Source organism: Nonomuraea sp. PA05 (assembly GCF_008086045.1).
Taxonomy (GTDB): domain Bacteria; phylum Actinomycetota; class Actinomycetes; order Streptosporangiales; family Streptosporangiaceae; genus Nonomuraea; species Nonomuraea monospora.
Window position 1 is genome coordinate 328,504 of the sequence record NZ_VSEY01000001.1, and the last position, 25,401, is coordinate 353,904.

General features: G+C 69.1%; 40 protein-coding genes. 36 read left to right on the forward strand and 4 right to left on the reverse strand.

Annotation, left to right across the window (positions count from 1 at the left end):
- The first annotated feature begins 34 nt into the window (after positions 1-34).
- Positions 35-286, forward strand: coding sequence for a hypothetical protein (locus FXF51_RS01605; RefSeq protein ID WP_148432392.1), 252 nt, complete (start codon positions 35-37; stop codon positions 284-286).
- A gap of 30 nt (positions 287-316) precedes the next feature.
- Here FXF51_RS01605 and FXF51_RS01610 read toward each other — a convergent pair whose 3' ends face one another.
- Positions 317-820 (reverse strand): hypothetical protein, encoded by a 504-nt coding sequence (locus FXF51_RS01610; RefSeq protein ID WP_148432393.1) that lies wholly within the window; start codon positions 818-820, stop codon positions 317-319.
- Positions 821-1,031: 211 nt separating this feature from the next.
- Between FXF51_RS01610 and FXF51_RS01615 the strand changes: the two genes are divergently transcribed.
- The 6 genes from FXF51_RS01615 to FXF51_RS01640 all read left to right on the forward strand — a co-directional run bounded on the left by FXF51_RS01615 (position 1,032) and on the right by FXF51_RS01640 (position 3,605).
- Positions 1,032-1,271, forward strand: a complete 240-nt coding sequence (locus FXF51_RS01615) for a hypothetical protein (RefSeq protein WP_148432394.1) — start codon at positions 1,032-1,034, stop codon at positions 1,269-1,271.
- Between the two features lie 352 nt (positions 1,272-1,623).
- Positions 1,624-1,986, forward strand: coding sequence for a hypothetical protein (locus tag FXF51_RS01620; RefSeq protein WP_148432395.1), 363 nt, complete (start codon positions 1,624-1,626; stop codon positions 1,984-1,986).
- On the forward strand, positions 1,983-2,339 hold the full coding sequence (locus tag FXF51_RS01625) for a hypothetical protein (protein ID WP_148432396.1): 357 nt from the start codon (positions 1,983-1,985) through the stop codon (positions 2,337-2,339). Before FXF51_RS01620 ends, FXF51_RS01625 begins: the two co-directional genes overlap by 4 nt.
- On the forward strand, positions 2,336-2,779 hold the full coding sequence (locus FXF51_RS01630) for a hypothetical protein (protein WP_148432397.1): 444 nt from the start codon (positions 2,336-2,338) through the stop codon (positions 2,777-2,779). Before FXF51_RS01625 ends, FXF51_RS01630 begins: the two co-directional genes overlap by 4 nt.
- Positions 2,776-3,198 (forward strand): ASCH domain-containing protein, encoded by a 423-nt coding sequence (locus tag FXF51_RS01635; RefSeq protein WP_187414102.1) that lies wholly within the window; start codon positions 2,776-2,778, stop codon positions 3,196-3,198. The genes FXF51_RS01630 and FXF51_RS01635 overlap by 4 nt, the downstream gene beginning before the upstream one ends.
- Complete coding sequence (locus FXF51_RS01640) at positions 3,195-3,605, forward strand: hypothetical protein (RefSeq protein WP_148432399.1); 411 nt, start codon at positions 3,195-3,197, stop codon at positions 3,603-3,605. The genes FXF51_RS01635 and FXF51_RS01640 overlap by 4 nt, the downstream gene beginning before the upstream one ends.
- A 141-nt stretch (positions 3,606-3,746) precedes the next feature.
- Here FXF51_RS01640 and FXF51_RS01645 read toward each other — a convergent pair whose 3' ends face one another.
- Positions 3,747-3,986 (reverse strand): hypothetical protein, encoded by a 240-nt coding sequence (locus FXF51_RS01645; RefSeq protein ID WP_148432400.1) that lies wholly within the window; start codon positions 3,984-3,986, stop codon positions 3,747-3,749.
- 270 nt (positions 3,987-4,256) lie between these two features.
- Between FXF51_RS01645 and FXF51_RS01650 the strand changes: the two genes are divergently transcribed.
- Positions 4,257-7,043: a BTAD domain-containing putative transcriptional regulator gene (locus tag FXF51_RS01650; protein WP_148432401.1), complete on the forward strand. Its 2,787-nt coding sequence runs from the start codon at positions 4,257-4,259 to the stop codon at positions 7,041-7,043.
- A 1-nt stretch (position 7,044) separates the two neighbouring features.
- Here FXF51_RS01650 and FXF51_RS01655 read toward each other — a convergent pair whose 3' ends face one another.
- A complete protein-coding gene (locus tag FXF51_RS01655) occupies positions 7,045-7,824 on the reverse strand; it encodes an SAM-dependent methyltransferase (protein ID WP_148432402.1) in 780 nt (259 codons plus the stop codon).
- Positions 7,825-8,600: 776 nt separating this feature from the next.
- Positions 8,601-9,107 (reverse strand): hypothetical protein, encoded by a 507-nt coding sequence (locus FXF51_RS01660; RefSeq protein ID WP_148432403.1) that lies wholly within the window; start codon positions 9,105-9,107, stop codon positions 8,601-8,603.
- Between the two features lie 312 nt (positions 9,108-9,419).
- Between FXF51_RS01660 and FXF51_RS01665 the strand changes: the two genes are divergently transcribed.
- The 28 genes from FXF51_RS01665 to FXF51_RS61730 all read left to right on the forward strand — a co-directional run bounded on the left by FXF51_RS01665 (position 9,420) and on the right by FXF51_RS61730 (position 25,343).
- Positions 9,420-9,605 carry a hypothetical protein gene (locus tag FXF51_RS01665; protein WP_148432404.1) on the forward strand — a complete coding sequence of 62 codons (186 nt, stop codon included), beginning with the start codon at positions 9,420-9,422 and terminating at the stop codon, positions 9,603-9,605.
- A gap of 5 nt (positions 9,606-9,610) precedes the next feature.
- On the forward strand, positions 9,611-10,015 hold the full coding sequence (locus FXF51_RS60380; protein ID WP_187414103.1) for a hypothetical protein: 405 nt from the start codon (positions 9,611-9,613) through the stop codon (positions 10,013-10,015).
- Positions 10,015-10,953 carry a YqaJ viral recombinase family protein gene (locus FXF51_RS01670; protein WP_187414104.1) on the forward strand — a complete coding sequence of 313 codons (939 nt, stop codon included), beginning with the start codon at positions 10,015-10,017 and terminating at the stop codon, positions 10,951-10,953. The genes FXF51_RS60380 and FXF51_RS01670 overlap by 1 nt, the downstream gene beginning before the upstream one ends.
- Positions 10,943-12,625 carry a recombinase RecT gene (locus tag FXF51_RS01675; RefSeq protein ID WP_187414105.1) on the forward strand — a complete coding sequence of 561 codons (1,683 nt, stop codon included), beginning with the start codon at positions 10,943-10,945 and terminating at the stop codon, positions 12,623-12,625. The genes FXF51_RS01670 and FXF51_RS01675 overlap by 11 nt, the downstream gene beginning before the upstream one ends.
- A 61-nt stretch (positions 12,626-12,686) precedes the next feature.
- Positions 12,687-13,142 carry a hypothetical protein gene (locus tag FXF51_RS01680; protein ID WP_148432407.1) on the forward strand — a complete coding sequence of 152 codons (456 nt, stop codon included), beginning with the start codon at positions 12,687-12,689 and terminating at the stop codon, positions 13,140-13,142.
- Positions 13,139-13,360, forward strand: a complete 222-nt coding sequence (locus tag FXF51_RS01685; RefSeq protein WP_148432408.1) for a hypothetical protein — start codon at positions 13,139-13,141, stop codon at positions 13,358-13,360. The genes FXF51_RS01680 and FXF51_RS01685 overlap by 4 nt, the downstream gene beginning before the upstream one ends.
- On the forward strand, positions 13,357-13,752 hold the full coding sequence (locus FXF51_RS01690) for a hypothetical protein (protein WP_148432409.1): 396 nt from the start codon (positions 13,357-13,359) through the stop codon (positions 13,750-13,752). Before FXF51_RS01685 ends, FXF51_RS01690 begins: the two co-directional genes overlap by 4 nt.
- The gene (locus FXF51_RS01695) at positions 13,749-14,141 is read left to right on the forward strand and encodes a hypothetical protein (protein ID WP_148432410.1); all 393 of its coding nucleotides are present in this window, start codon (positions 13,749-13,751) and stop codon (positions 14,139-14,141) included. The genes FXF51_RS01690 and FXF51_RS01695 overlap by 4 nt, the downstream gene beginning before the upstream one ends.
- Positions 14,138-14,407 carry a hypothetical protein gene (locus FXF51_RS01700; protein WP_148432411.1) on the forward strand — a complete coding sequence of 90 codons (270 nt, stop codon included), beginning with the start codon at positions 14,138-14,140 and terminating at the stop codon, positions 14,405-14,407. The genes FXF51_RS01695 and FXF51_RS01700 overlap by 4 nt, the downstream gene beginning before the upstream one ends.
- Positions 14,404-14,958 (forward strand): crossover junction endodeoxyribonuclease RuvC, encoded by a 555-nt coding sequence (locus tag FXF51_RS01705; protein ID WP_187414106.1) that lies wholly within the window; start codon positions 14,404-14,406, stop codon positions 14,956-14,958. Before FXF51_RS01700 ends, FXF51_RS01705 begins: the two co-directional genes overlap by 4 nt.
- Before the next feature lie 56 nt (positions 14,959-15,014).
- Positions 15,015-15,173 carry a hypothetical protein gene (locus FXF51_RS60385; RefSeq protein WP_187414107.1) on the forward strand — a complete coding sequence of 53 codons (159 nt, stop codon included), beginning with the start codon at positions 15,015-15,017 and terminating at the stop codon, positions 15,171-15,173.
- A 3-nt stretch (positions 15,174-15,176) separates the two neighbouring features.
- On the forward strand, positions 15,177-15,488 hold the full coding sequence (locus FXF51_RS01710; protein WP_148432413.1) for a hypothetical protein: 312 nt from the start codon (positions 15,177-15,179) through the stop codon (positions 15,486-15,488).
- Positions 15,485-15,859 (forward strand): WhiB family transcriptional regulator, encoded by a 375-nt coding sequence (locus FXF51_RS01715; protein WP_148432414.1) that lies wholly within the window; start codon positions 15,485-15,487, stop codon positions 15,857-15,859. The genes FXF51_RS01710 and FXF51_RS01715 overlap by 4 nt, the downstream gene beginning before the upstream one ends.
- Positions 15,856-16,173 (forward strand): hypothetical protein, encoded by a 318-nt coding sequence (locus FXF51_RS01720; protein ID WP_148432415.1) that lies wholly within the window; start codon positions 15,856-15,858, stop codon positions 16,171-16,173. The genes FXF51_RS01715 and FXF51_RS01720 overlap by 4 nt, the downstream gene beginning before the upstream one ends.
- Positions 16,170-16,715: a hypothetical protein gene (locus FXF51_RS01725; protein WP_148432416.1), complete on the forward strand. Its 546-nt coding sequence runs from the start codon at positions 16,170-16,172 to the stop codon at positions 16,713-16,715. The genes FXF51_RS01720 and FXF51_RS01725 overlap by 4 nt, the downstream gene beginning before the upstream one ends.
- Positions 16,712-17,011 carry a hypothetical protein gene (locus FXF51_RS01730; protein ID WP_148432417.1) on the forward strand — a complete coding sequence of 100 codons (300 nt, stop codon included), beginning with the start codon at positions 16,712-16,714 and terminating at the stop codon, positions 17,009-17,011. Before FXF51_RS01725 ends, FXF51_RS01730 begins: the two co-directional genes overlap by 4 nt.
- Entirely contained in the window at positions 17,008-17,331 is a 324-nt protein-coding gene (locus FXF51_RS01735) for a hypothetical protein (RefSeq protein ID WP_148432418.1), read from the forward strand. The genes FXF51_RS01730 and FXF51_RS01735 overlap by 4 nt, the downstream gene beginning before the upstream one ends.
- Complete coding sequence (locus FXF51_RS01740) at positions 17,328-17,639, forward strand: hypothetical protein (RefSeq protein WP_148432419.1); 312 nt, start codon at positions 17,328-17,330, stop codon at positions 17,637-17,639. The genes FXF51_RS01735 and FXF51_RS01740 overlap by 4 nt, the downstream gene beginning before the upstream one ends.
- On the forward strand, positions 17,636-18,100 hold the full coding sequence (locus FXF51_RS01745; protein ID WP_148432420.1) for a hypothetical protein: 465 nt from the start codon (positions 17,636-17,638) through the stop codon (positions 18,098-18,100). The genes FXF51_RS01740 and FXF51_RS01745 overlap by 4 nt, the downstream gene beginning before the upstream one ends.
- Positions 18,097-19,857, forward strand: coding sequence for an LAGLIDADG family homing endonuclease (locus FXF51_RS01750; protein WP_148432421.1), 1,761 nt, complete (start codon positions 18,097-18,099; stop codon positions 19,855-19,857). The genes FXF51_RS01745 and FXF51_RS01750 overlap by 4 nt, the downstream gene beginning before the upstream one ends.
- On the forward strand, positions 19,854-20,030 hold the full coding sequence (locus FXF51_RS60390) for a hypothetical protein (protein ID WP_187414108.1): 177 nt from the start codon (positions 19,854-19,856) through the stop codon (positions 20,028-20,030). Before FXF51_RS01750 ends, FXF51_RS60390 begins: the two co-directional genes overlap by 4 nt.
- Positions 20,027-20,824, forward strand: a complete 798-nt coding sequence (locus FXF51_RS01755; protein ID WP_148432422.1) for a hypothetical protein — start codon at positions 20,027-20,029, stop codon at positions 20,822-20,824. The genes FXF51_RS60390 and FXF51_RS01755 overlap by 4 nt, the downstream gene beginning before the upstream one ends.
- A complete protein-coding gene (locus FXF51_RS01760; RefSeq protein WP_148432423.1) occupies positions 20,817-21,818 on the forward strand; it encodes a hypothetical protein in 1,002 nt (333 codons plus the stop codon). The genes FXF51_RS01755 and FXF51_RS01760 overlap by 8 nt, the downstream gene beginning before the upstream one ends.
- Positions 21,811-22,194, forward strand: coding sequence for a hypothetical protein (locus FXF51_RS01765; RefSeq protein WP_148432424.1), 384 nt, complete (start codon positions 21,811-21,813; stop codon positions 22,192-22,194). Before FXF51_RS01760 ends, FXF51_RS01765 begins: the two co-directional genes overlap by 8 nt.
- On the forward strand, positions 22,187-22,828 hold the full coding sequence (locus FXF51_RS01770) for a hypothetical protein (protein ID WP_148432425.1): 642 nt from the start codon (positions 22,187-22,189) through the stop codon (positions 22,826-22,828). The genes FXF51_RS01765 and FXF51_RS01770 overlap by 8 nt, the downstream gene beginning before the upstream one ends.
- A 30-nt stretch (positions 22,829-22,858) precedes the next feature.
- Positions 22,859-23,332 carry a hypothetical protein gene (locus tag FXF51_RS01775; protein ID WP_148432426.1) on the forward strand — a complete coding sequence of 158 codons (474 nt, stop codon included), beginning with the start codon at positions 22,859-22,861 and terminating at the stop codon, positions 23,330-23,332.
- Positions 23,333-23,419: 87 nt separating this feature from the next.
- A complete protein-coding gene (locus FXF51_RS01780) occupies positions 23,420-23,824 on the forward strand; it encodes a hypothetical protein (protein WP_148432427.1) in 405 nt (134 codons plus the stop codon).
- A 1,255-nt stretch (positions 23,825-25,079) separates the two neighbouring features.
- Complete coding sequence (locus FXF51_RS61730) at positions 25,080-25,343, forward strand: hypothetical protein (protein WP_222871074.1); 264 nt, start codon at positions 25,080-25,082, stop codon at positions 25,341-25,343.
- The last annotated feature ends 58 nt before the right edge of the window (positions 25,344-25,401 follow it).

The window sequence follows — 25,401 nt, forward strand, 5'->3', positions numbered from 1 at the left end:
ACATCGGGAGAGTGTAATGGTACAGATCCGCGTCATGGACGACGACGGCGAACTGGCGGCCGAGGTCGTCGCCCGCCTGGTTCGGCTCCTGGCGAGCGAGGAATCCGACCTGCGGGCCGGAAGCGTGAACCGGGCCAGCCACCGCGGTGGAGGCGGGCGGTTTTTCCTCGACGCGATGCCCGACGATTGGGTACCGGCCAGGCCGGTGCGCGTGCGAGCTGAGCGCGTTGATCAGGCTCCATCGCGGCGGCCGAGTCGTGCACGTCGAGCGTTGCCGCCTGAATGAGACGCCGACCCTAGCCGGCCTCGCAGCCGGCTAGGGTCGGCCGCCCTTGTCGAGGTGGTTGAACCACGCGTTCAGCGCATCCGTGATCACCACGTTGCCGTTCTCACGCATGCGATGGCATGCCTCGACCAGCCGAGCGCGGGTGTTCTGCTTGAGTCGGGCTGTGACCAGAGTTCCCTCGTCCCCATCCTCGTTCCACGCGTGTGTTCTGCGGGTGAAACGAGGGATGTCGAGGTCAGTCTCGTCCGGCATTTCCTTGGGAATGGGCGGATAGAACTGGTCGCAATAGAAGTTGATCGCAGCTTCCCACACGTCTTGCAGCCCCTGCCCGGTCGCTTTGCAGACGTGGGTAAGTCGCTCGTTGGTGACCGCATCCAGGCGTGTCCCGGTATTGATGAGATTCATCCAGGTGGCAGCGCGGCGGCGTTCCGGAGCAGGGTGAGGAGTGGCCGTTCGCGAGCCCGCCAACTGAGACAGCGCATCAGGTTCGAGGAACGTGAGCTGTAGGGGGTTCTGATCTTCCTCGCGGGTCATGTGGGCTGCTCCTGGGGTGGGGCGTGTGGGCGCGGTGGCGGCTTGAGTGCGATCTCTACCGTATTCCTGTACGTGTCTCGCGACAAAGCCGTGTCCGGTATATCCGTTTCCAGGAGAGAGTCGATCACGCCATCTCAGACCACCACAGCGCCGCCTGCGGCCATCTCCGGCAGAATCGTTGGCGATACCGCCAACGAGAAAGGACCACGAAATGCCGATGACCGATCCCACCACCACCGCCCCCCCGATCCTCCCCGGCAACTACGTCCGCAGCCTCGTCTGGCCCGACCACGTCGGCACCGTCGTCGCCGTCTTCGAGAACGGCGACCTGTCCGTGGACTGGCACGGCCACCTGGCCAACGACCAGATCAACCCCGGCGACGTCACGAGGCTCACCGAGGAAGAGAAGACGGCCTACATCGCCGCCTGGACCCCCGAGGCAGGCTCCTGATGCCGTACAGCACGCTCGGCAGCCACCCCGACGTCCTCCGCATCGTCATCCAGGACGGAAACGACACGCGCCCCAGCCCTGTCGATGAGGACGACGAGCTCATCCCTCCACCCCGGCCGGGCCAGTGGGCCCTCACCCTCATCGACGACGACAACCTCCACCTGCTCGCCATCGAGGAAGGCACCGCCGACGACCTGGCCGCCTTCCTCACCCGCCTCACCGTCCAGGCCGCCGCCGCCCTGCGGGCCGCCGGCGTGGACCTGCCGGGCCGCATCCACACCGCACTGGCCGACGCCGGGCTCCTCTCCCGCGACGATGCCGACACCACCTCCGATGTGCCAGAAGGAACCTCATGGCCACGCCCACCTGCATTAACGAGACCGCCAACCTCAGCGGCACCGACGTCACCGCGTACGCGACCCGCGACGACCTCCTCGCCCTTGTGCGGCGGCTCCTTCTGCCGCGCGGCAGTGACGGCTCACCCTACGGGGAGGTGCAGATCGGCTCCACGACCGTCGATGGAGTTGAGGAGAACCCGGTGTGCGTGCACCGCGCGGCTCACCAGATCGCCTCGCTCGGCGACGAGCTCAACGACGAGACGTACCCCGAGCTGTATGAGCACCCTGGTGCGCTCATCGAGGAGGACGACCCGGTCGCGGACCGCCGCGCCGCGCAGGAGATCATCACCCTGCTCACGGAGGCGTACGGACTATGAGCTTGGACAGCCACAGCCACCACGGCCACCTCACGGCGGAGAACATCCATGGAGTCGCCGACCGGCTCCGAGCGACGCTCGGAGACCAGCCGTTCGTGCTCGTGCGCACCTCGCCCACCTTCGACAACGGAATCCCGCACGTAACGGTCGGGTGCACGCTCACCTCACCGATCGAGGTCGTCACGTTCGGGGACGCCAGTCTGGGCCTGGAGTTCAGTGGCGGCGGCTGGTCATTCAGCTTTGCCGCAGGCACGCAGTTCGCGTTCGAGGGGCCCGTATTAACGATCTCCGAGAACTCCCCGAGCAGGCACCTGAACCACTTCGTGTTCGCCCCGGAAGGCGGCGGCGAGTGATCGACGTGTCACAGAGAGCCGTACTGGAGCGGGCCGCGGGCGTCATCGAACACAACGGCCTGGTCCGCCACTTCTACTACGACCGTGAGCAGACCTTCCCTGGGGTGGCGTTCGACAGCGAGGCCGACCACAAGGCCGCGCGCAGGCTATGCCCCCTGGGCGCCATCGCGGTCGCGTGCGATCTGGAGCCGGACGCGTGGGCGGAAGGAAACCGAGACCGGAACGACGCCCGCTTCCAAGCGGCCGAGGATGCCGCTTGGCACCTCGTCCAGTACCTGGAGCACCACGGGCTGGTCACGCCGGGGGACAGCAGTCCCGAAGCGATCATTAGCGGTGTCGGTGAGTGGGCGGACGCCGGAGGCCATGTCGGAATCGCCCGGCCGCTGGAGGTCATCGTGGCCACGATGCGGACGGCAGCACGATGGGAGCCAGCAGCGTGAAGGCGCTGACCGTTTACCAGCCCTGGGCCTGGGCCATCGCGTTCGGCGACAAGGACGTCGAGAACCGAACGCGCGGCACCCGCCACCGCGGCGAGCTCGCAATCCACGCTGGGAAGCCCTGGGACGAGTACGGCGCGGCCGACCCGCGCATCATCGCCGCCGCCGGCCAGCTCGCCGGGCCGCTGCTCCGCGACGACCGGTTCGAGTTCGGCTCCATCGTGGCCGTCGCCGAGCTGGTGGACGTGGTCCGGGACTCGCCGTCGCCCTGGGCGGCGCCGGGCCAGTGCCACTGGCTGCTGGCCAACGTGCGGCCGGTTGCCGAGCCAGTGCCGTGCCGGGGCTGGCAGAACGTCTGGGATGTGCCGCCGGAAGTGGAGGTCGCAGTGCAGGCCCAGCTCGACCGAAGGGACCTGACATGATCGGCCCCCGGTACTGGGCCACCGGCATCACCGTGAGCTGCGACGGCCGCGACGGCTGGGGTGCGCAGGTGGACTTCTACGACGACGGGCACGGCGACGACGACCCTGGCCGCGGCCGGATCTCCACGGAAGGCACGCTGCGGACGCGGTACTTCGTTGGGGGCGGTGACCAGGTGGACTCGCTGACCCTCGCCATCGACACGGTGAAGGCCGACGCCGAGAAGATGGGCATCGCATGGTCGGACGCGGCCACCGTGTACTTCACCGGCGACGGCGGACTCCCGGATTGGCCCGCTCCGGAGGGTTGGCGGGAGCTGGTCAACAATCACGCTGTCCGGCTCGGCTGGCAGCCTGCCTACCGCGTGGACCCCGGAACTGTCTGGCGAAGCGGCCAGTTGAACGCATAGAGTGCCCCGTACACGCGCGTGATCTGCATACTCCCGCGCAGCGAAGGCCCCGGCCCGGAAATCCACCCCTTCCGGCCGGGGCCTTTTCGCGCTCCGCCGAAGGCTCGCGGTGCGCGCGGACGGCTCGTCGGCCCGCCGAGGCTAGCGCATGCGGTCCAACCGGGCGCTGACCCGGTCGAAGGAGCGGACGTACGCCTCGTCCACGGGACGCCGCTGGGCAGGCCGGAGGATCGCGTGGACCGTGGTGGCTGTGGCGAGGAGCGTGAGTCCGGCCGCCGTGGCAAGCACGGCCGGGGCGACCTGGCCGATCTGACTGGCCAGGAGCGTGAGGACGGCCCCGGTGGCGATGGCCGTGGCGGCGATCCGGGCTGACCGGTGCATGAAACCCCCTGTGGTTGCGCTAATTCGGTGTCCCCTGTGGGGCGCGATCACAGACATCGGCTTGCATGGCCGTAGTGACGATACGGGGTCACCGTGACGTGACGCCAGGGTCTCCGGACCGGCGCTCGGAAGAGGAAAGCACTCGTCGTTGCTCTTGGGCACATCGTGCGGCACCATGGCGGACACGATCACCATTGTGACTTCCCCCCAGGTGGGTTACTGATCGTGCCATCACCACCCGCTCATACCTGGGAGAGAGGGGGACACCACATGCGGTTTGAGGTGCTGGGGCGTCTCACCGTCCACGCCGAGGGCCAGCAGATCGCCCTGTCTCCTCTCAAACGCCGCCTCGTCGCGGCGCTGCTGCTGGCGGGCCCAGCGGGCATCCTCGCCGAAGAATTGATGAAGGCTCTGTGGGGCGACGACTGGGGCCGCGAAGGGGGCCTAAAAACTCAGGTGTCTGAGCTGCGTCTCCTCCTGCCGGAGCGTATCCCCGCGGGCGGCCCGGCCGGCTACCGCCTCGATCTCCTGCCCAGCGATAGCTTCGACCTGAACGAATACCGGGCTCTGCGCAGCGACGGCCAGGCGTTCGCGGAACGCGGCGACCACGCGAGGGCGGCGAACGTGCTCTCCCGGGCGCTGGCCCTGTGGGGTGAGCCGCCGTTAGCGGACGCGCCCGGCGGCGGTGGGACGCTGGTGGTGGCGCGTGACGACCTGCTGGCCGACCGCAGAGACACGGTGATGGCGCTGCTCCAGGCCCGGCTACAGGTCGGGCAGCATCGCGAGATTGTGAGCGCGGTGCGCCACGAACTGATTCACGATCCGCTGTCGGAGCAGCTGCATGCTCTGCTGATGACCGCCCTGCACCGCAGTGGCGAACGCATTCGGGCGCTCCAGCACTTCGAGGCCGTCAGCACGCTGCTCGTACGGGAAACAGGCGTCGGCCCTGGCGCTGGCCTGCGCCACCTCCGGGAGGAGATCGCCAACGACGAGGACCGCCTGGTGACCAGCAGTTCCCGCGCATCGGCCGCGCCGCTCGCCTGGCCGCCGCCCGCGCAGCTCCCCCCTGACGTCACCGACTACACCGGGCGCGAGGAGGAGGTGCAGCGGCTCGTCGGCTATTTCACCTCGGCCGAGAAAGGCACCGGCGTCCGGATCGCCTCGATCACGGGCCCCGGTGGCGTGGGGAAAAGCGCGCTGGCGGTCCATGTCGCGCATCTGGTCCGTCACGCGTACCCGGACGGCCAGTTGTACGTCCGCGTCGAGGCGTTCTCAGAACGGCCGCGTAATGTCAGCCAGGTCCTCGCTGAACTGCTCGGCTCGCTCGGAGTCCACCCGCAAGACCTTCCTCGTACTCCGGCCGAGCGCACCGCGCTGCTGCGCTCCTTGCTCGCCAACCGGCGCGTGCTGCTCGTTCTGGACGACGTGCTGGGATCCCACCAGGTCAACCCGCTGTTACCGGGCACGGCCGGGTGCGGCGTCATCATCACCAGCCGCAGGCACCTGGCCGAAGGCGCCATGATGCGCCTGCGGCTCCACCCGCTTCGCCCCAACGACTCCCTGCACCTGCTTGGGGAGATCATCGGCCGCGACCGCATCGCCTCCGACACAGGGGCCGCCGCTGCCCTGGCGGCTGCGTGCGACGGCTTCCCGCTCGCAATCCGGGTGGCGGGGGCGCGCCTGACAGCACAGCCACACTGGAGTCTGCGGTACTTCGCCGACCGTCTGGCCGAGCTCGACTCCGACGAGCTGGGGGTGTCCGCGAGCATCGCCGCCGACAGCTACCGCGCCCTGGAAGAAGACGCTCGCCGCGCGTTCCGCGCCGTGGCGCTGGCCGGCCCAGGTGATTTCCCGAGCTGGGTCGCCACGATGCTGATGGGGGCCGACGCCGAGAAGCCGCTGGAAACGCTGATCACGCACAGTCTCGTCGCGCCCGCCGGCACCGACGCCCTCGGCCGCCCGCGCTACCGCCAGCACGGGCTGTTGCGCGCCTTCGCCGCTGATCGGCTGGCCGAGCGTGTCGCTGAAAACGACGCGGTGGTGGACCGGCTCCTCCTTGGCTGGCTCGAACTGGCTGACCTAGCCGACTCGCTGATCCCGCATGAGCCGAACAACCCTCCTCCGGCCCGGCTCAGCGCGTCCCTGTACGCACCGCCTCTGGCGCGGCGTCTCATCCAGGCTGACCCGCAGGCATGGTTTGCCTCCGAGATCGGGAACCTCCTGGAGGTGGTCCGGTTCGCCTGCCACGAGCTTCGCGTCCAAAGCGCCACCAGTGTCGCGCTGCGCATCCATTCGTACCTGTTTTGGGCCCGCCGCAGCCGGGCGGCCCAGGACATGTGGCGACTCATCATGCAGGCCGCCACCGCCGCCGGTGACGCACGGCTGGCGGCCGAAGCCCGGCTTCGGCTCGCGATCCTCATCATCCGGTCACCTGGAGGGGGCGAGCGGGCGATACCTATGCTCGATCTCAGCTCCGAGGTGTTCCGATCGATAGTCGATCGGCGCGGCCTGGCACGATCGCTGGCTGCTCGGGCCTGGGCGGGCGAGCAGGTGCACGGGGAGGGGCGTGCAGAACATCTCGAACGGGCAACCGCCGACGCCGTCCAGGGCCTGCACATCGCCCAGACAGCACGCGACATCCACACGGAGGTGGCCTGCCTGCGCGTCCTGGGGTTCGTGCTCGCCCAGCGCGGCCTGTACGACGAGGCGCTCACCCGGTCCCAGGAGGCGGTGAGGCTGGCCCAGACGATGCCGACCGGAACAGGGGAGCAGGCCTACCTGGCCTACACGCTGTGGATGATGGGCCGAGTCGAGCTGGCGGCGGGGAATTATGACGCGGTGCTCGACCTCTGCAGGCGCCGCGTCGATCTCGTGAGCCCGCTCGGGCATGTGGCCGGCGACGCGACGTACCTGGAGATGGAAGGCGACGCCCTGATGAGGCTCGGCCGCCAGGGGGAGGCGGCCGAGCGGTACGCCGCAGCGGCTACGCAGTACGAGGGCGAAGGCACAGACCATCACGCCGAACGTTGCAAGCGCAAGTTCGCCGCGGTGACGTAAGTCACGGCTTGACGGCGACCCCGCAACGGAGCTTCAGCGGCTGGGATGCGTCGGCAGACAACACCTTGCCGGGCGCCCACTGCTCGGTGAACACAAAGCCGGGCGGGTCTACCAGGTCAAGTCCGTCGAAGAACCGCAGGATCTCCTTTCCGGATCGGAGGTTCAGCGGGACTGCCAACTGCTGCCGGGAGATCCGCTCGGACACGACGGGGCTCATCTCGTCGGTGGTGACATGCGAGAGGATGAGCATCGACCCGGGCGCCAACTGCTCCATCAGGTCGTGGACGATGCCGTACGGGTCGTTCCCGTCGGGCACGAAGTGCAGGACGGCCACCAGCAGGAGCGCGACCGGCTTGGTCAAGTCGATCAGTTCCTGAGTCACGGGGTTGCTGATGATCTCGGCGGGAGTCATCACGTCCCCGTTGATGTAGCCGGTCCTGGGGTCATTGAGCAGCCCCTGGGCGTGAAGGAGCACCGTGGGATCGTTATCGACGTACACCACGGACGCGTCAGGCACCATCCGCTGCGCGACCTGGTGCACGTTGTCCTGGGTGGGCAGGCCGGAGCCGACGTCCAGGAACTGCTTGACGCCGCAGCTCGCTGCGTAGCCGGTCGCCGCTGCGAGGAACCTGCGGTTGATCACCGCCGCGTCCCGGGCCTCCGGTGCGTCTTGAAGCACGATCTGCACTTGTTGCCGGTCTATCTCGAAGTTCTCCTTGCCGCCCAGCAGAAAGTCGTACATGCGTGCGGGGGAGGGTTTCGTCTGGTCGATCGATGACATATTCCACCTTCGAGTTGGGGCGCCGACGAACTCATTTCCGCGCCTCACAGCGGCAAGCAGCCAACAACGCCGCAATCGTAGGCACTTCGGCGCTCACGATCCAGGCCGCTGACTGACAGGCTGTGCTGCGCGAAGAGGAGACAGCCCCTGTGCCTGGGAGAACATGACCGAACCCGCGAAAGGCAAACCGGATCCTAACCGCTCACTAACCCCACATCCTGCCGATTCTCCGTACTGTCGCTCATCGGCAACGAGAAACGAGAATGGTCTTAGCTGTTGCCTCTCAAGCGAATGCCCTCTCCGCTACCCGTTTGGGAGTCCCGTAGTGAATAACTCGGCTGGAGGACGCTCACAGCACGCACAGACCCGGTCGCGGCACCGTCGTCGTTGGCTGGCTGACGTGGCGTCGATGATGGCGGGAATGACCGCGCCCGCGCTCGTGCTAGCCGTCGCGCATGAGATGAGCCCGCGGGTTCTTCTGCTGCTTGCCGCATGGATGGTGGTACCGCTCTACGCCGGGACGCGTGTGATCGCGGACGTGCACTATGGGCTCAGGTGGTGGTCAGCGTCGCGCTCCGGCGCGCGGCATGCCCGCCGCCTCGCCAGAATCAACGCCACAACATTCCCACGGATCGCGCCAACCAACGCGGCCTCACAGGCGTCACACAAGGCGGCGATCACCACAGAGCACGGTAGGAGCGGGGCATGATGAACCATCCGGGCATGCTGGGACAGCGGCTCGCGCCGGTGTCCCCCGTCCGGGCGGAAGGGCAGAGTCAGCGCCGGTCGAGACTCGTGGTGCTGACCTGCTCGCGGTCGAGGACCTGGCGGGCGCGCTCCAGCAGATACCGCTTCATGCGCTCCTTTTCCGGGCCGCTGGCGTTCAGGGCGTCGATCTCGGCGTACGCGTCCCGCAGGAAGCCCTCCACGGCGTCGGCCGCACGGTCGGCGGCCCGCTCGGCGGCGGCGTCCTTGGCTTCCCGGTCGGTGAGGATCTGCCGCAGGAGGTCGGCGGCTTCGGTGCGGCCGGTGGCGGCCAGCTCGTCGGCGGGGACGCCGATGCCCCAGGCCCACCAGGCGAGGTCCTTGTCCGTGATGTCGGTGACGGTGCCGGATTCTCGTCGTCGCCAGAACTGCTCGTTGAACTTGTGTCCTGACGCCTCGGAGATCTTGCGGGCGAGCGGGCGGACCTGAAGTTCGGGCTCGGGGCTGCCCTCGCGTTTGCGGTAGCGGACGAGGAGCGCCAGGGCGGGGCTGAGCTGGGTTGTTCTGGTGGCAGGCATGGTGGCGGCATCCCCTCGTGGCGGACCGGGATCGACGCGAGCGTATCACCCACGCTCGCGCCGGTCGCGTCTGCTGGCCTCTGTAAAGATCTCTTACTGCTCTTGTCGATCTTGGATTGGCCGCCTGCCGATAGGCGCGAGAGACGCACTCAGAGCGTGACACGCGCGTCGCTCAGGCGTAGGCTGGAGGTGTCGCGAGACACGCACGACCAAGATCAACGAGTCTCGCGGCGACCACCACCACTAGCGGAAACGCCACATTCCGCACCCGGCCCGTTGGCGAAACCGCCAACGAACCCCGAGGGAGACGCAGTGACCACCAGCCCCCACGCCGACCACGCCGCCAACCGCGCGGCCGACCTCGCCCTCATGGCGAGCCACCCGGACTGCTCCTACGCCGACGCCGCCCGCGACCTCCTCATCACGCAAGTGGGGCCGAAGTCCGCCCGCCAGCTCATCGCTGCCGCCCGCGCCGTCCTCGCGGAGCAGGAGGCCTGACGCCGATGAGCCGCAACATCAAGCCGGGGGACCGCCTCCGGGTCACCATCGTCTGCGACGCGAACCTGCTCGACGGCCAGGATCTATGGGTCACCGTTCCCGCGTCCCACACTCCCCGGCTGACCTTCAAGATTCCTCTGGACAGCCGAGACGTCACCATCGACGTCCACACCCCGCACCACTGGCCCCCCATGCGGGGCGATGTCTGGACAGACGGTAAGGACCGCGAATGGTTCGCCGTCCAGGACGAGCCCGGGACGCCCGTCACCCTCGTGACCGAACACGGCAACCACGCTGCCAGCGACCCCGAGGAACTGCTGCCCCTGCACAGCCCCTGGAGGATCGCGTACAAGGGCCGGGAACGCAGGGAAGCCGAGCACCGCGACCTCGGCGACGAGCCGCCGTTCTGATGAGCACCGTCACCGACACCCTGGAGTTCCTCGGCCGGTTCGAGCCGGGAAGTCCCGAATGGCTCGCCGCCCGCACGGGACCGGACGGGCCACGGCTGGGCGGCACCGATGCTGGCGCGCTGGTCGGCGCGAACACGTTCATCTCCCCATACGGCCTGGCGATGATTCTCACCGGCCGGGCCGAACGCGAAGAGACGAGCGACGACGCCGAACGCGGTTATCTCCTCGAACCGTCCCTCGCCGCCTACTTCCGCAAGATGCACCCGGAGTGGGAGATCGTGGACCACCCCGGCACGTACGCCCGCGGCTGGAAGCTCGCCAACCCCGACGCCCTCGTGTACCAGGGCGGCCGGCTCGTGGCGGGCGGCGAGTACAAGAGCGCCCGCTACCGCGACGAGTGGGGCGAGCCCGGCACCGACGAGATCCCGCTCGGCTACTGGGTGCAGGTCATGTGGTACCTGCACATCTTCGGCCTGGCGCACTGGTACGTCGTGATGATCGGGCCCGGCCTGGAGTTCGCCGAGTACGTCGTCGAGTACGACGAGGAGGCGGCCCGCGCGCTGGTCGCGCAGGCGGCTGAGTTCCGCACGAACCTGCTGTGGGGCATCAAGCCGCCGCTCGACCACCACCCGCACACCTACCGAACACTGCGCGCAGCGCACCCCGAGATCGACGAGAGCCTGTCCATCAGCGTGTCCGACCCGGTCGGCATCCGCTACGTCAACGCTGAGATTGCCGCCGCCGCGGCCGAGAACGAGCTGCTGGGCGCCAAGGCCGCCATCGCCGACGAGATGGGGCGAGCGAAGAAGGCGTACCTGAACGGCCAGGTCATCGCCACCCGCCGCCGTAATCGTGGACCGCACCCCCATGTGCAGGCGGTCCGGAACCTCCACAAGATCAAGCTTCCCGCCCTGGAAGGAGACCCCGATGGGCAGTGACCTCACCCCGCAGCAGAAGGACCGGCTGGCGAAGCTGGACGACCAGATCGTGGAGTACGAGCGGGTATTCCGCGAGGCACTGCCGCCGGGCATCCGCATCGAGCGCTTCCTTCAGGACGCGCACAACGCGCTCGCGAACAACCCGGACCTGGCCAACGTCTACGCCCCCAGCGTCATCGGCGGCCTAGTGACGTGCGCGCAGCTCAACCTCCGCCCGCACGTCCCCGCGCTCGGGCACGCGTGGCTGATCCCGATGCGGAACAAGAAGGCGGGCGGCCGGCTCGATGCGACGCTGATCGTCGGCTACAAGGGGCTGACAGATATCGGCTACCGCGACCGCGACACCACCATGCTGGGCGCGTACGTGGTCAAGGAGGGTGACGCCTTCCGGACCTGGTTCGACGACGGGGTGTGGCGCGTCCAGTACGAGCCCAACCGGCGCGACGCTGGCCGCGACCAGCGGCCGACCGAGGATTACTTCGCCATCGCGAAGTACCGAGGCGAAGTGCATGTCACCGAGCCCATGACGCATGCCCAGATGGTCCGCCACCGCAACAAATACGCCATGGCCCGCACCAGCGGTCCCTGGTGGGACAGCGGCGAGCACTCGCCCGAGTTCGACGAGCAGGGCAAGAAGACCATGATCCGAGCGCGGCTGGTCAAGCTGCTGCCGCAGACGATCGAGTTGGTCACCGCCGCGTACGCCGACGAGGGCACTCGAACCGACGACGACCCGAACGCCGACATCCTCCAAGTCACCGTCCACCCCGGCCGCGACGAAGACGACGCGTCCGAGGAGAAAGGCGGGCAGCAGCCGACACATCAGCCCCGCTCCGTCGTCGCCCTGATCACTCAGCGGGCCATCACGGACGGCGAGCAGAACGGGGACGACGAGCCGACCAAGCAGGAACTGCTGGCCAATCTCGGCACCGCGTTGCTGAACAAGGGCATCAACGGCCCGGCGATGCTCGCGTATCTGTCCAAGGTGCTGAAGCGGCAGGTCAGCGACCCCAGGGAGCTGAACCGCGACGACATTACGAAGGTGCAGGCCGCCATCGGCAGGAGCCTGTTCCTGGACGGGGAGACTCCGGACCCTCCCGCTCCGCAGGCGGCCCGGCCACAAGTTCAGCCCACCGAGGCCGCTGCCTCCCAAGCGGCGTCGGAGCCACCCGCGGCTCCGGCCGCTGAGTCCACGCCTGGCCCCGCTTCCCAGAAGCAGCGGCGGCCTGTGGGTGCCGCCAACAGAGCGACGCTCACGAAGCTGAACACGCTGTTCACCGAAGCGGGCATCAGTGACGACGCCCGCTTCCTGTGGCTTCAGGGCGCCTGCAACGTCGAAGTCACCTCGACCGCCCAACTCACCGTCGCGAAGGCCGACGAGGCGATCCGCAAGCTCGAACCCGAGGTGCAGGCCCGCCGCAAGGATCTCCAGGTGCGAATCGTCACCGTGTGGACCGACCTGGACGGCACCAAGGACGAGCTGACCCCCGCCCTGTGCCTGTGGGTCAACGCAAACGCCCGGCGCCGCAAGCAGCCCGCGACCAGCCTGGACGACGTGTCCAACGTCCACCTTGCGGCCTTTCTCACGGCGCTGTCCGCCGCCCCGGACAAGGGCCAGATCACGCCGGACGCGTACCGGCAGGCCATCGCCGCGCAGACCGGCACTACTTGATCCTCACCGCGCCCCGTGCACGGGCGCGCACCCCCACCCCCCGTTGAGAAAGGACACACGGATGTCGATCGACGCCCTCCCCGAGGAGACCGGCACACCGGCCCTCTACACGCCTGCCGTCCGCAACTTCCTCACCCAGGGCCTCCAGCAGGTCAACGACGCCATCACCGGCGCCGAACGGCACCTCGCCGATCTCGACACCCGGCGCGAGGCCGTCCACGCGGAGATCGCCGAGCAGCAGGCCGCCGCCCAGCGCCACCTCGCGGGCCTCCACCAGAGCCGCGAACAGCTCCTCGCGCTCGTCGGCAAGAACGAGTCTCGGGACCCCGGCAGCGAGGAGTCGCGGCCAACGCTCGTGTGCTCCTGCGCCCGGCTCGCGGTCCTGGACCCGGTGCACGGCGCCGTGCACGAGGTCAACGGCACCCGCCTGCCCGCCATGGAGGCGTGCCAGATGCCGCCGCTCGGATTCCTCGGACTGCCGGGCCGCGTCGCCGGCGGAGAGGGCCCGATCACGTGAACGGCTTGGTCTCCACGCCCGCCGCGACGGCGCCCACGGGTTTCTGGCTCGTGTTCGTGAACAACGTCGCGCTCAACCCCGAGCACCCGCTGCCGCTGCTGGCCGCGGCAGCAGCGTTCGTCCAGGCAGGCCTCAACCATCCCGGCCAGGAGGTCGGTGTCGCCCCCTGCGGCCCCGAAGACCTGGCCAACGCAGGAACCACCCAGGAGAGGGCATGATTACCACCACCGACGTGACCGACGTCACCCCGGACATGATCCGGCCGAAAGCCCAGGCCGTGCTGCGCCGCGACGGCTGGATCCAGGACAACTACGCCGACCGGCGGACCGGCAAGCGCGGCGTGTGCCTCGTCGAGGCCATCGGCCGCGCCGCCGGGCTCCCTCCGTTCACGCTCGCCCGCAAGAAGCTCCGCCGCGCCGACGCCCACCTGCACCCCCAGTGGGAGGCGGCGCACAACCTCATCGACGAGCTCGCCACCCACCTGGGGCGCGACCCCGAGAACGACGAGCTGACCCCGCGCTGGTGGCTGACGCAGTGGAACGACTGGTGCGACCGCACGCCCGAGCAGGTGCTGGCCGCCCTCGAACCCCCGGCCGTCGAGAAAGCATGACCGCGCCCAGCCGGCCGCCCGCGCCCAGGCCTTCCCTGCCGATGCTGTCGATCGTCGCAGGGGTGGGCCTGGCCGTGTGGGTCCTCGGCCTCGTGCACACCGGCGTCGCCGTGTTCGTCGTGGCCGTCGTCTGCCTATGCATCGGCGCCGGGGCCTCGTTCGGCGTGGGCGACTACGTCGGCTACCGCCGCGCCGCCCGCCAGGTCGCCGCACTGCGCGACTACTGCGACAGCGCCTACAGCCAGGCTCGCCGCGCCCAGGCAGGCGAAGCGGACAAGACGGGCCGGCTCTACCGGGCGGAGAACGCGCTCCACGAGGCGCAGGCTGAGCTCGCCCGGCTGCGTGCCGAACGCGGCCAGGAGGCGGCCAGGGAGGTCGTGGATCAGTGATCGATCTCCTGGAGAAGCTGGTGGAGCTGTTCTGGGCGGCCATGACCGTGCTCGGCACGGTGGTGTTCGCGGCAGGCGCGGCCGGGTTCGTGTGGGCGTGGCGATCGCACCGCGCCGACCAGCGCGAGCAGCGGCGGCGGCGTGACGAGCGTGCTCGGGCCCAGACCCCGGACGCGGTGCAGGGCGAGGACGGCCTGCGCGTCTGGATGGACTTCGTTCGCGATCAGAAGCTGCACACGATCCCGGCCCCGAAGGAGCGCCCGTGACGACGCCGCGCGTGTCCGGCCTCGACCAGGCCGCCGAGAAGACAGGGCTGGCGCTGCCGGACGGCACGACGAGCCTCGTCACCGCACCCAAGGTGAGAGCACGGAAGGGCGCGCGGCGGACGCTGACCGACAACATGCGGCGCATCGACCATGTGGAAGCCGAGACCGTCCGCCGCATCATCGAGGCGGGCACGCAGGCGATCGGCATCGAGGACTACGCCTTCCAGAAGCGGTCCTCGGCCACGCACCGGCTCGCCGAGATCGGCGGAACCGTCCGGCTGGCCTGCTGGCGGGCACGGATCGCCGTGGCAGTCATCAACCTGAAACACCTGAAGTTGTACGCGACCGGGGACGGCGACGCCTCCAAACAGCAGATGGCCGACGCCGCCCGCACCTATGCGGGCGCCACCTTCCCCACCGAGGACGAATGCGACGCCGCCTGGGCGCGCTGGCTCCTCCTCGACCACCTCGGCCACCCCGAGGTCCACGTCCCCGCCGAGCATCGCCACGTGCTCGCCCACGTCACCCTGCACCGGAAGGAAGGACCGTGAAAACCCCATCCGACGTCGCCGACGACGCTCGTTGGCGGAAACGCCAACGACCACGCATGCCGGACCGGCCACGCGCCGCCGTCTGGAACGGCGACCGCACCCGCCCGGTCGCCGTCGTCGAGGGCCGCCACCTGACCGCCGCCGACCTCGACGCCGCACGGCGACTGGCCACCCAGCCGAACATCCACCACCGCCACACCAGCTTCCAGGAGTAGGAGATGACCACCACCACGCCGGTCGCCGTCCTCACCGAGGAACTGGCACGCCCCGACCCAACCCCGCGCCGTCTGCTGCGGGCGCTGCGCACCGCCGGGTTCGAGATCAAGGCGGCACAGCCCCCGGCGTGGATGCCCAGCACGCCGGAGGCGCAGCACCTGGTCGAGCGGGCCGCCCAGCTCGCCCGGCAGGGCCAAGCACGCGACGAGATCGCGGCGTGCCTGCGCAAGGACAAGCGAACGATCAACCGCTATCTGGCCGCCGCCGACGTGCTCGGCCTGCTCAGCCCCGACACGGAGGAGCCGCCGGAATGAGCCGCTACCGCACCGCCCTTGACCTGCGCGCCACCGGCTCGGTGAACATACCGCAAGCGCCCTCGTGGCATCGAGACGCCGCCTGCCTCCGCGTAGGGCACGACCTATTCTTCGGCCCGGCCTCGGACCTGCCGCGCGAACTGCGCGAGACCACTGAGGAGAAGGTCGCACGCGAGGCTCGCGCCCGCGCGATGTGCCGCGGTTGCCCCGTCCGGCGGAACTGCCACGTCTACATCCACAGCTTCCCCATCGGCGACCAGGTCGGCATCTGGGCCGACACCGACCAGGACGAGCGGCGCGTCGAGCGCCGCAAGAACCAGCGCAAGACCGCTGCCGCCCGGCGGCGGCGCGCAGAAGGGACAGCGCCGTGAGCACCCGAGCCGACGCCCAGATGAGGGCCATCGACGAGGCCGCCGAGGTTCTGGCCAAGCGCATGCGCGAGTGGGCGGCGACGCCCGCTGACGAGCGTGAGGCGGTCGAGGTGTTCACGCGCCGCTTCATGCTCGACCTGAACGGGCACGGCTGGCGGCTCACGCCGGCTGCCCGGGTCAACCCGCTCGCGCGCAGGAGCGCCGCCGACCCTGCCGCGGCGGCGCAGCGGGGCGCCGCACTCGCCTTTGCTGAGCTCGCGAAGGTGATGGAGAAGCGAGCCGTGATCAGCCAGGCCGAGGGAGACGAGGAGTGAGCCCGGCCAGGCCCGCGCACGAGCAGCCCGGCCACACTCCGGCGACCGTGCCGTACGACGAGTACGGCAACCTGCTGTCCACCACCGCGGGCGTGGACCCTGACCGCATCACCTGGCGGCCTCCGCACCCGTTCACCCAACCGCTCCACCTCCATGACGCTCGCGCGCTGCGCGGCATCACCCGGCCCGTGACGTGGAAGGACCCGCACGGGCCCGCCACGTTCCCGATGTTCGCCGACGACCTCGCCCGCGTCATCAAGGGGACGATCAGCGACCACGGGCTCGTCGTCGGCGCCACGTGGGTGCCGCTCGTCCGCCGCGATCGATATGGCATCTCCCTGAAGACCTTCCACGAGCAGGAAGAACCCGCCGCCGAACGCGAGCTGCCGGCGAGCCCGGCTGAGGAGGCCGCGGCCCGCTTTATCGACCGCGAGCACGTCGTCCAGCTCGTGCGCGTCGCCTTCTCCATGGGCGAGCCCGAGGCGGACCTTCCGCCGGACCTGACCACCCTGATCCGCCACATCAGAGAGGACCAGCCATGACAACGCGCCACGAAACGCTCCGCAGGCTCCCGCCGGGGGCACACACCCTGCTCAAGACGATCGCCGAACACGACGACGGCGACGGCGTCATGTTCGACCCGGCCCCGTACGGCCGGTGGACGCTGCGCGGCTCCGACTACGCCGTCAACCGCAGCACGTTCCACACCCTCGCCGTGGCCCGCGGCTTCATCGACGTCGGCGACGGGTTCACCAACCCCGTGCGCATCACTCAGGCCGGGCGCGACTACCTCGACCACCACCAGAGCCGAACCGCCAGGAAGGACCGCCAGCAGTGACCAGCCACCCCACCACCACCGCCGCGCGACCGCCGCAGTTTCCCCAGGCCGTCGAACGCCTCCTCGACGCCATCGCCGCCAACCCTGACTACAAGCAGACCGGCGTCGTCACCTACACGCCCATCCCCTCCGCGCGCGGCCGATGGCAGGCCGGGGAGCACACCTGCGGCGACGGCACCATCAACACCGCCGCGACCAACAAGCTCATCACGCTTGAGCTGCTCGGGCCGAAGGTGCGCGTGCTCGCGCTCACCGCGGTCGGCCTCGACCACGTGCAGGCCCGCCACGCCCGCCGGAGCCGAGAGGCGAACGCCCGATGACCTACACCCGCCTGACCCACCTCCACGGATGCTTCGACCCCAGCCGGGAGTACACCGTCGAAGCCAGCATCATGATCCAGGACGAGCAGCAGACCAGCCAGGGCTTGCGCGCGGTGCTCACCCTCGACGACGGCACCGCCCTGATGACCGCGCTCGTAGAGCCGCCTCTGTACGCGGAGGTGGGCGCCGACCGGCTCCTGCCGAGCGAGGACAGGCTGCGGTTCACCGGCCGCCTCGACCTGGAGGAGAACGAGCCGCGCCTGATCGTGCAGACCGTGCACGACCTCTCGAAGAGGGACACGCGGTGACCGAGCAGAACATTCCCCAGCCGTACGACCCACTCGCCGTCTCACACGCCAAGCAGGCCATCACTGCCGCCCTCCACGAAGACGACGACACCACGGCCCAACTCGTCGCCACGATCGTGAACGAGACCGGCCTGCCCGGCATCCTCGATGCCGTCTTTGTGTGGTGCGCAACCATCCACGCCCGCATCGGGCTCCCGTTCGGCGTCATACTCACCCTCACCTACATCCACCCGGAGACCGGGGAACCGATCCCCGAGACGGAGGCAGACCCCGCGCTCATCTGGGCCAGCCACGTCATCCAGGCCTACGTGGCCCGCGACAAGCCCCGGTTCGACAGTCTGCTCAAGGACATGCTGGACGGCGATCCCGGACGGCTCGCCGCCCAGCTCATCACGATGGTCGAGCACGTGGCCGCGCACATCAGGCTCGCCAGCCTGCGCAGCACAGCGGAGCTGTCGTGACGCACCATGTCGTCCAGATGAGCGGCGGCCTGGGATCGTTCTGGGCCGCCGTCTTCGCCGTCCTGGTATACGGCAAGGAGAACGTCGTCCTTCTGTTCGCCGACACCCTGTGGGAACACCCCGACACGTACCGCTTCCTAGGGCAGGCCAGCGAACACCTCGACATCACCCCGATCATCGTGTGCGACGGCCGCAACCCGTTCCAGGTGTATTTCGACCAGCACTTCCTCGGAAACTCCCGGATCGCGCCGTGCACGAAGGAACTCAAGCAGAAGCCCTGCCGCCGCTGGCTGGAGGAGCACTGCGACCCGGCCGACACCATCCTGTACGTCGGCCTCGACGCGGCCGAGGAGCGCCGCCGGCCCGGCGTCATCAAGGGATGGACGCCGTGGCGAGTCGAGTTCCCCCTGATGGACGACAAGACCTGGGACAAGAAGCGGATGAAGACCGAGTGCGCCAAGCTCGGCATCACCATCCCCCGCATGTACGAACTGGGGTTCTCCCACAACAACTGCTTGCACCCGGACACCCGCTACATCACGAGCGAGGGCATCAAGACCCTCCGCGAGACGTGCGGACAGACCGTCAAGGTCCTGGGCCGCGGCGGCGGCTGGCGGGAGGCGGAGATCCGGTCGTTCGGCGAGCAGCCCACTTACGAGCTGCGGCTGCGACGGTACGACGACGAGATGACCGTCATCACCACGGGGGACCATCTCTGGCCTGTGCGCAAGCGGGCTGGACGGAACGCCCACGAGTTCCGGCACACGCTCGTGCTCAGTGCAGGAGACCGCATCGCGGGCATGTATGGCCACGTCCGGAGCAACGTGGTGCCGTCCACGATCGGCATCATGGCCGGGTTCACCTTCGGCGACGGCACCGCTCCCGCCGTCAACGGGCAGAACCAGCCGGCCCGCGCCTATCTGTGTGGCGACAAGGACAAGGCGATGCTGCCGTACTTCGCGGGCTGCCGGATCAAGGAGGACAGACCCCGTGTCCTGAAGGTCCTGGACCTGCCGAGGTCGTGGAAGCAACCCCCGCCGCTGGAGGAATCCCAGTCGTACCTGTACGGATGGCTGGCCGGGTACTTCGCCGCTGACGGCAGCATGAGCGGCGGCAGCGCGGTCATCTACTCGGCGAACCAAGCCCGGCTCGAGACCGTGCAAGATGTGGCGGCCAGGATTGGCATCGCGACGGGCCGCATCCGCACCGCGCACCGGACCGGGTACAACACCGAGCGGAGCCCGATCTACAGCGTGACGCTGGTGATGGCCACGCTCCGGGAGGACTTCTTCCTCCTGCCCCACCACCGGGAGAAGTTCCTCGCCCGCGAGAATCCCCAACGACCAGGTGACTGGCAAGTGGTCGAGGTCGTCCCCACCGGGCGTGTCGAGGAGGTCATGTGCGCGGTCGTCCCTGACGGCCACGTGTTCACCCTCGACGGCAACCTGCTCACGCACAACTGCCAGGGCAGCTGTGTCCGGGCGGGACAGGCTCAGTGGCTTCTCACGCTCCGCGAGTTCCCGGAGCGGTACGCCCTGGCCGAGGCCGAGGAGCAGCGCTTCCGCGAGGAGCACGGCAAGGACGTGTCGATCCTCACCGAAACCGTGAACGGCGCGAAGTGCACGCTCACGCTCAGGAAGCTGCGGCTGCGCGCGGAGGTGGGCGTGATCCGTCTCCTCGCGCCTGGATCTGTTCAGCGCCGTCGTCACATGACCGTGAAGACAGAGCCGTTGTTCGAGATGGGGTGCCCGGCATGAGGAAGATCGTCACGTGGCTGGGGCGTGTGGCCAGGTACCGACTCCGCTTCGGCCGCTTCCAGCTCTACATCGAGCCCCGCGACCTGTGGCGCGGGCTCTACATCGGCAAGGACGCGATCTACTACTGCCCCTTGCCCACGCTCGTCTTCCGCTGGGCGAGGAGGCCGCGGTGAACACGACCATGCTGTACGAGGCGCTCGAACGCCACTACCGCAAGCCCGGCGCTGCCCATCAGGGCGAGATCCTGATCCGCGAGGTTCCCGCCCCCGGCAGCGGTCGGCAGGCGGACCTGATCCGGATCGGGCTCTGGCCATCACGCGGGTACGCGCTCGACGTCCACGAGCTCAAGGTGACCCGCGCGGACTGGCTACGCGAACTCGCCGACCCGGGCAAGGCCGACGCCTGGTGGCCGCACTGCTCCCGCTTCTGGGTCGTCGCTCCGGCCGGGGTCGTCCACACGAACGAGCTGCCGCCCGGGTGGGGATTGCTGCAGCCGCCCACGTCCGTGAACCGCCGCCGGTTCACCACCGTCGTGGACGCGGCGGTGAAGGAGCCCCAGCTCTCGTTGGAGCTGCTCGCCACCTTGGCCAGGCGGACCGACAACACCCGCCTGGCCGAGATGGACCTACTGCGTGAGCAGCACCGCGACGCACTCTATAAGGCCCGCACCGAGGCCCGGCAGCACGCAGCGCAGACCGGCCTGGGCGAGTACGTGCGCCGCCGCCTGAACCTCCTGGACGAGCTGGAGAAACTGCTCGGCGCGACGCTCGACGACTTCGGATGGGGTGACGGTACCCGCCTGGACCGGATGACCCCGTACGAGCTGGCGTCGGCGCTGGCCGACTGCCGTGACCACATCCGGCTGCAGCAGCGGCAGGCTCGCGTGGAGGAGCTGATGGGCCGCCTGTCGTACGCGGCGCAGAACGTCATGACCGAGATGCGGAAGGTGGGAAACGGCAATGGGTGACTGGCGCACGGACACTGAACGGGCCCAGCTCGCGCTCATGGTGATCGGCCCCGACCGGCGGGAACGCCTCATCACCAACTACGCGGACAGGCTGTCCCTGACCCACGGCATGACCGCCGCAGCGGCCCGGCGCTACGCCACCGAGTTGGTGGACGACGCCGACTCCGGCGCCGTCCTCCGCATCGGGCAGACCTGGACACAGCGCGACGGCGAGTCCCTACCTGGTGCCGAGCACTTAAGAGCCCTGGTGAGAGACGTGGCCGAGAAGTCCGTCACTGTGGTCGGGTTTACCGACGACGGCCTCGTGTCGGTCGGCGATGGCGACCTCCACCTGGGGCCGCACCTGTTCGACCGCATGTGGCTGACCGCGTGGCCGCCCGAGCACACGCTCATCGAGGAGCCACAGCCGCCGCAGGCCGCACTCGCTCCACCGGAGGAGGAGGTGACCGGCGACGGCGACGCGGAGCGGTTCGACCCGAACCATCTGTGGGTCATGGCGCACCGGGCCAGCAAGGACGGCCTGCCGCGCGGCGAGGGCCTGCCGCTGCTCGGCGACGACTACCAGGCCGTGAACTGGCGCAAACCCGAGTACGAGCCGTCCTACGGCAACGTCATCGACATCCCCGCCTACCTGAACAAGTACCTGGCCGACTATCGGGCTGGCTGGCCCGAATTCCGCGCCCAGTTCCAGCATCAGCGCGGCGCCAACGTGCTGACGTACTTCAACACGCTCGGCTCGTGCGAGTGCGACAGCGCCGTCGCCGCCTACCTCGGCCACTGGCTGTGGCAGCGGGCTCGCGCCGACGTCGTCACCCAGTACGGCGGCACCGTGGACGACTACGACGTGATGTTCATGTGGGGGCCGTTCATGGCCGACGCCGTGCTGGAGGCCGCTCCGTACGCGCACCCCGAGTGGCCGATCCCCGCCGATCACCCGCTGGCTCGGTGTGACGGCCAGGCCGACCTCTTCAGCGAAGGCGGGGAGCATGGCTGACGCACCAAGGAAGCTCACTCCCGAGCAGGCGCGCGACCTCTACCCGTTCCTGGAGGCCGGCCGGCGCGGGCTCGCCGCGGCGAAGTGGCGGGTCGGCATGGACGCCGACGACCTGCTGGCGCCCGTCGTGCTCGCGGTCATCGCGGAGATGAACCGGCGGGTCCAGCCGGGCAAGCAGATCGCCGCGGCCGGTGCGGGTTTCGTCTTCGTGCCCGTCGAACTGCTCGACGCTCTCTCTGACCCGGAGCCGTGCTACTTCGACCATGACGGCGGATGCCAGGCCCATGGGCCGACGTTCACCTATCCGCGCTGCCCACACGCTCACGCCCGTGAACTGCTCGCCACCACCAGAGAGGAACCAGAAGATCATGCATGAGCACACGCCACCGCCCGCCGACCGGCTCGCCGAAATCCGAGACCTCCACGTGGGCTCCTGCACCGCCGACGCCCCGCACAACCCCGACGTGTGGGCACTGGAGAGCGCTCGTAAGGACCTGCTCGCCGAGGTGGACCGCCTCAACAAGGCAGTGGAGATCCTGGGCACGGCGTTGCAGATCGACTCCCTGACCGTCATCGACGAACTCAAGCGACACGCCGGGGACGCCTGCCTCCCGATCGAGGACGTGGAGCGCTTCCTCAAGCGGGAGCGCGACGAGTACGAGGCGCGCGGGCAGGACTGGAACACCGTGGACAACGTGCTGGACTGCTTCCGCCTTCACATGGTCACCGGCACGCCGCTGACCGAACCGAGACCGGAGGAAGGCCCCAGCGACCCGAGCGTTGGCCGCCCGGGACTGACCGAGGCCGAGGAACTCCACGCCGAACTGGCCCGCGTCAAGGCGGAGCACGAGCGCGAGATGCTCAAGGTCATCGACGAGCGTGACCAGATGCACGACCTGCTCGACACGTTCGCCTACCGTGTCGCCCCCGTGGAGAAGATCGGGGAGCACTCCAGCGGCAACGACCCGTGGCAGAACGCCCTCGAGCTGCTCACGCCACACCAGCCATGACCCCCACCATCACGAGAGATCGGAAACACGATGACCGACCTCACCACTGCCATCGCCGCGCAGTACGTGCGCGGCCTGGAGCAGAACTTCGAGGACGCCGGAGACTGGGGTGTCCAGCCCACCCTCATACTGATCTGCACGTACACCAACCAGCACACGGTCGGCCCTGATCTGCTCGTCCCCGTTCCCGTCGTCCCCTCCGCGTGGATCAACGATGGGGAACTGCCCGCCGACGCCCTCGACCGCATCGACCCGGCGGCGCTCTGTACCGCTGGGCAACCGGTGCTGACTCCGGTCGCCGTCGCGCTCGCTCATGAGGTGGTCGTCCTGTCGGGCAAGGACGCGCGGCTGCTGTACTGCGGCCTCGCGGACGGCACTCTCGTCGGCGCCGGCCGGGTGCGCGGCGACGCGCCGAACGTGAAGGTGTATCCGCCGGACCACGAGCATGATGTCACCCCGGCCGCGGTCCGCCGCCTGGCCATGGTGGTCCTCGGAGGCTCGTGACGCTTGTTGGCGGTACCGCTTACGGTGGGGGCTCACCCATTCCCTCAATGGGGCGAGCCCCCATCGCCGTGTCTGAGGGAGGATCGGGTGAGCGCACGCCTGTTCGGGCTGGTCGCCGCGTGGCTGGAAACTGCGGCTGCGGACGGCATGACCCAGTCCGAGCGGCTCGTGCTGCTGCTCATCGCGGAGCGGGCCCGGGACACCGATCGGCGCATGGTGTCGTTCCGGGCGGACCGGCGTGACGACGGCACGAAGATCACGCTGACGGAGCTGCTGCAGGCGCGGGCCGGGCTGACGCCGCGCGGGCTGGCCGACACGGTGCAGCGCCTGGCACGGCGTGGCCTGGAAGTGCGGGTGCCGGTCGGCAAGGACCGCAACGGCGTGATCATGTACGCGCGTCGCGGCCACGCGACGGACTACCGGCTGCCGGATCTGCCTGCCTCGGTGAGCCTTCCTGAGCCACCGGCACGGCGCGGCTCACGCGCCTCCTGACCTGTGGATAACCACCACCGAAACGATCACCAGCGGCGCGTTAGGTCACGTCTGGACGTGACCCGCACGGGTCACGTCCCAGCGTGACCCGCAGGTCACGTCCCAGCGTGACCCATGTCCCTACATATGTCCCTACAAAACCTCTATCCCTATGGCTCTGGCTGAGGTCCACACACCTACAGGTGGAAGTGCGAAGATCACCGCCGTGAGCCTGTGGACAAGCAGAGCCAGTGATCAGCCGCACGAGGACGACCAGGCAGGCGGGGGCGCTCGTCGTCCTCGTCGCTGACTGCTTGTCCCGTCGCGGACCGCACCGGCGACGCGAGAGACGCGCGAGCAGTGCGCCGCGATTCGCTCGGAATGGCCATCATGGTGGACGGTGAGCGCCTTACACGCCATGCCTGGCACGGAGAGACCAGGCCACCGCCAGAGCCGCTGAGAAGCGCTCACAGACAAGATCCATAAGGAGGCGCAGAGAACACAGCAGCCGCCAGCATGCCGTTGGGGTCGGTGGTGTTCGATTCTCGCGTGTCAGCTTTGGTTGACGTCTAGAGGTTTTGTCGTGTCCGTAATCGAGACCGGTTTTTGGTCTTTCTGCTGGTCGTGTGGTGGCGGGTCATCGCTGGTTGACGGTCTGGGGCTCCAGCTCCGTAACGGTGCGATCTCGGTGTTGTCCGAAAACTAGACCCTCTGTTATGCGCAAAACATGCTCGGCGGCATGCAGATCACACGTACGGCCAAGGCGCTCGGGAGCGCGGTAGGAACCGCCGCTCTCGCCGCGTCCATGGTCATCACAGCGGGTCACATGGGGGCGCTCACTGCCTCCCGCGTGGCCGATCCCACCATCATGGCCACGTGCCCCGACCAGGATCCCCCGGTCGTGTGCATCGTCGGCCCCCAGGGCCCGCAGGGTCCGGCAGGCGAGCCGGGACCGCAGGGCCCCCAGGGTGAGCAGGGCCCCGCAGGGCCGACCGGACCCGCAGGCCCGACCGGGCAGCAGGGCCCCACTGGACCCGCAGGAAGCGCGGGCCCGACCGGTCCGCGCGGAGAGCAGGGCCCCCAGGGACCGCAGGGGCCCGCCGGAGCTACCGGCGCGGCGGGCGCGTCCGGACGTCCCGGCACCACCGGGCCGACCGGTCCCAGCGGAGCGGCGGGCAGCCCCGGACCTACCGGACCGCGCGGCGGGCAGGGACTTCCCGGACAGCCCGGCATGCCGGGCACCGCGCCGGAGTCATCTTCCGTCACGCGGGAAGACGTGCCCCCGTTCGAGGAGGCATCGGAGACGCCCTCCACCATCCCCACGGCGGACATGTCCCCGGACACCTCCGACACGGCCAACGCCGCCAAGGCGGAGAACTCCGCCGAGTGGGACACCGGACGGTACCTGATCGGCGTGCTCGGGCTCATCCTGCTCACGGTCGCGATCGTGTGCATCGTGATCTACCGTCGCCGTCAGCGTGCACATGACGAGTGGTCCCGCACTTTCGTTGGCGGTTCCGCCAACGACAACGACGAGTAACCAGCCCTTCCGCCCCGGCTCGCAGGGAGCCGGGGCACCCAACCCGAAAGGACCCAGT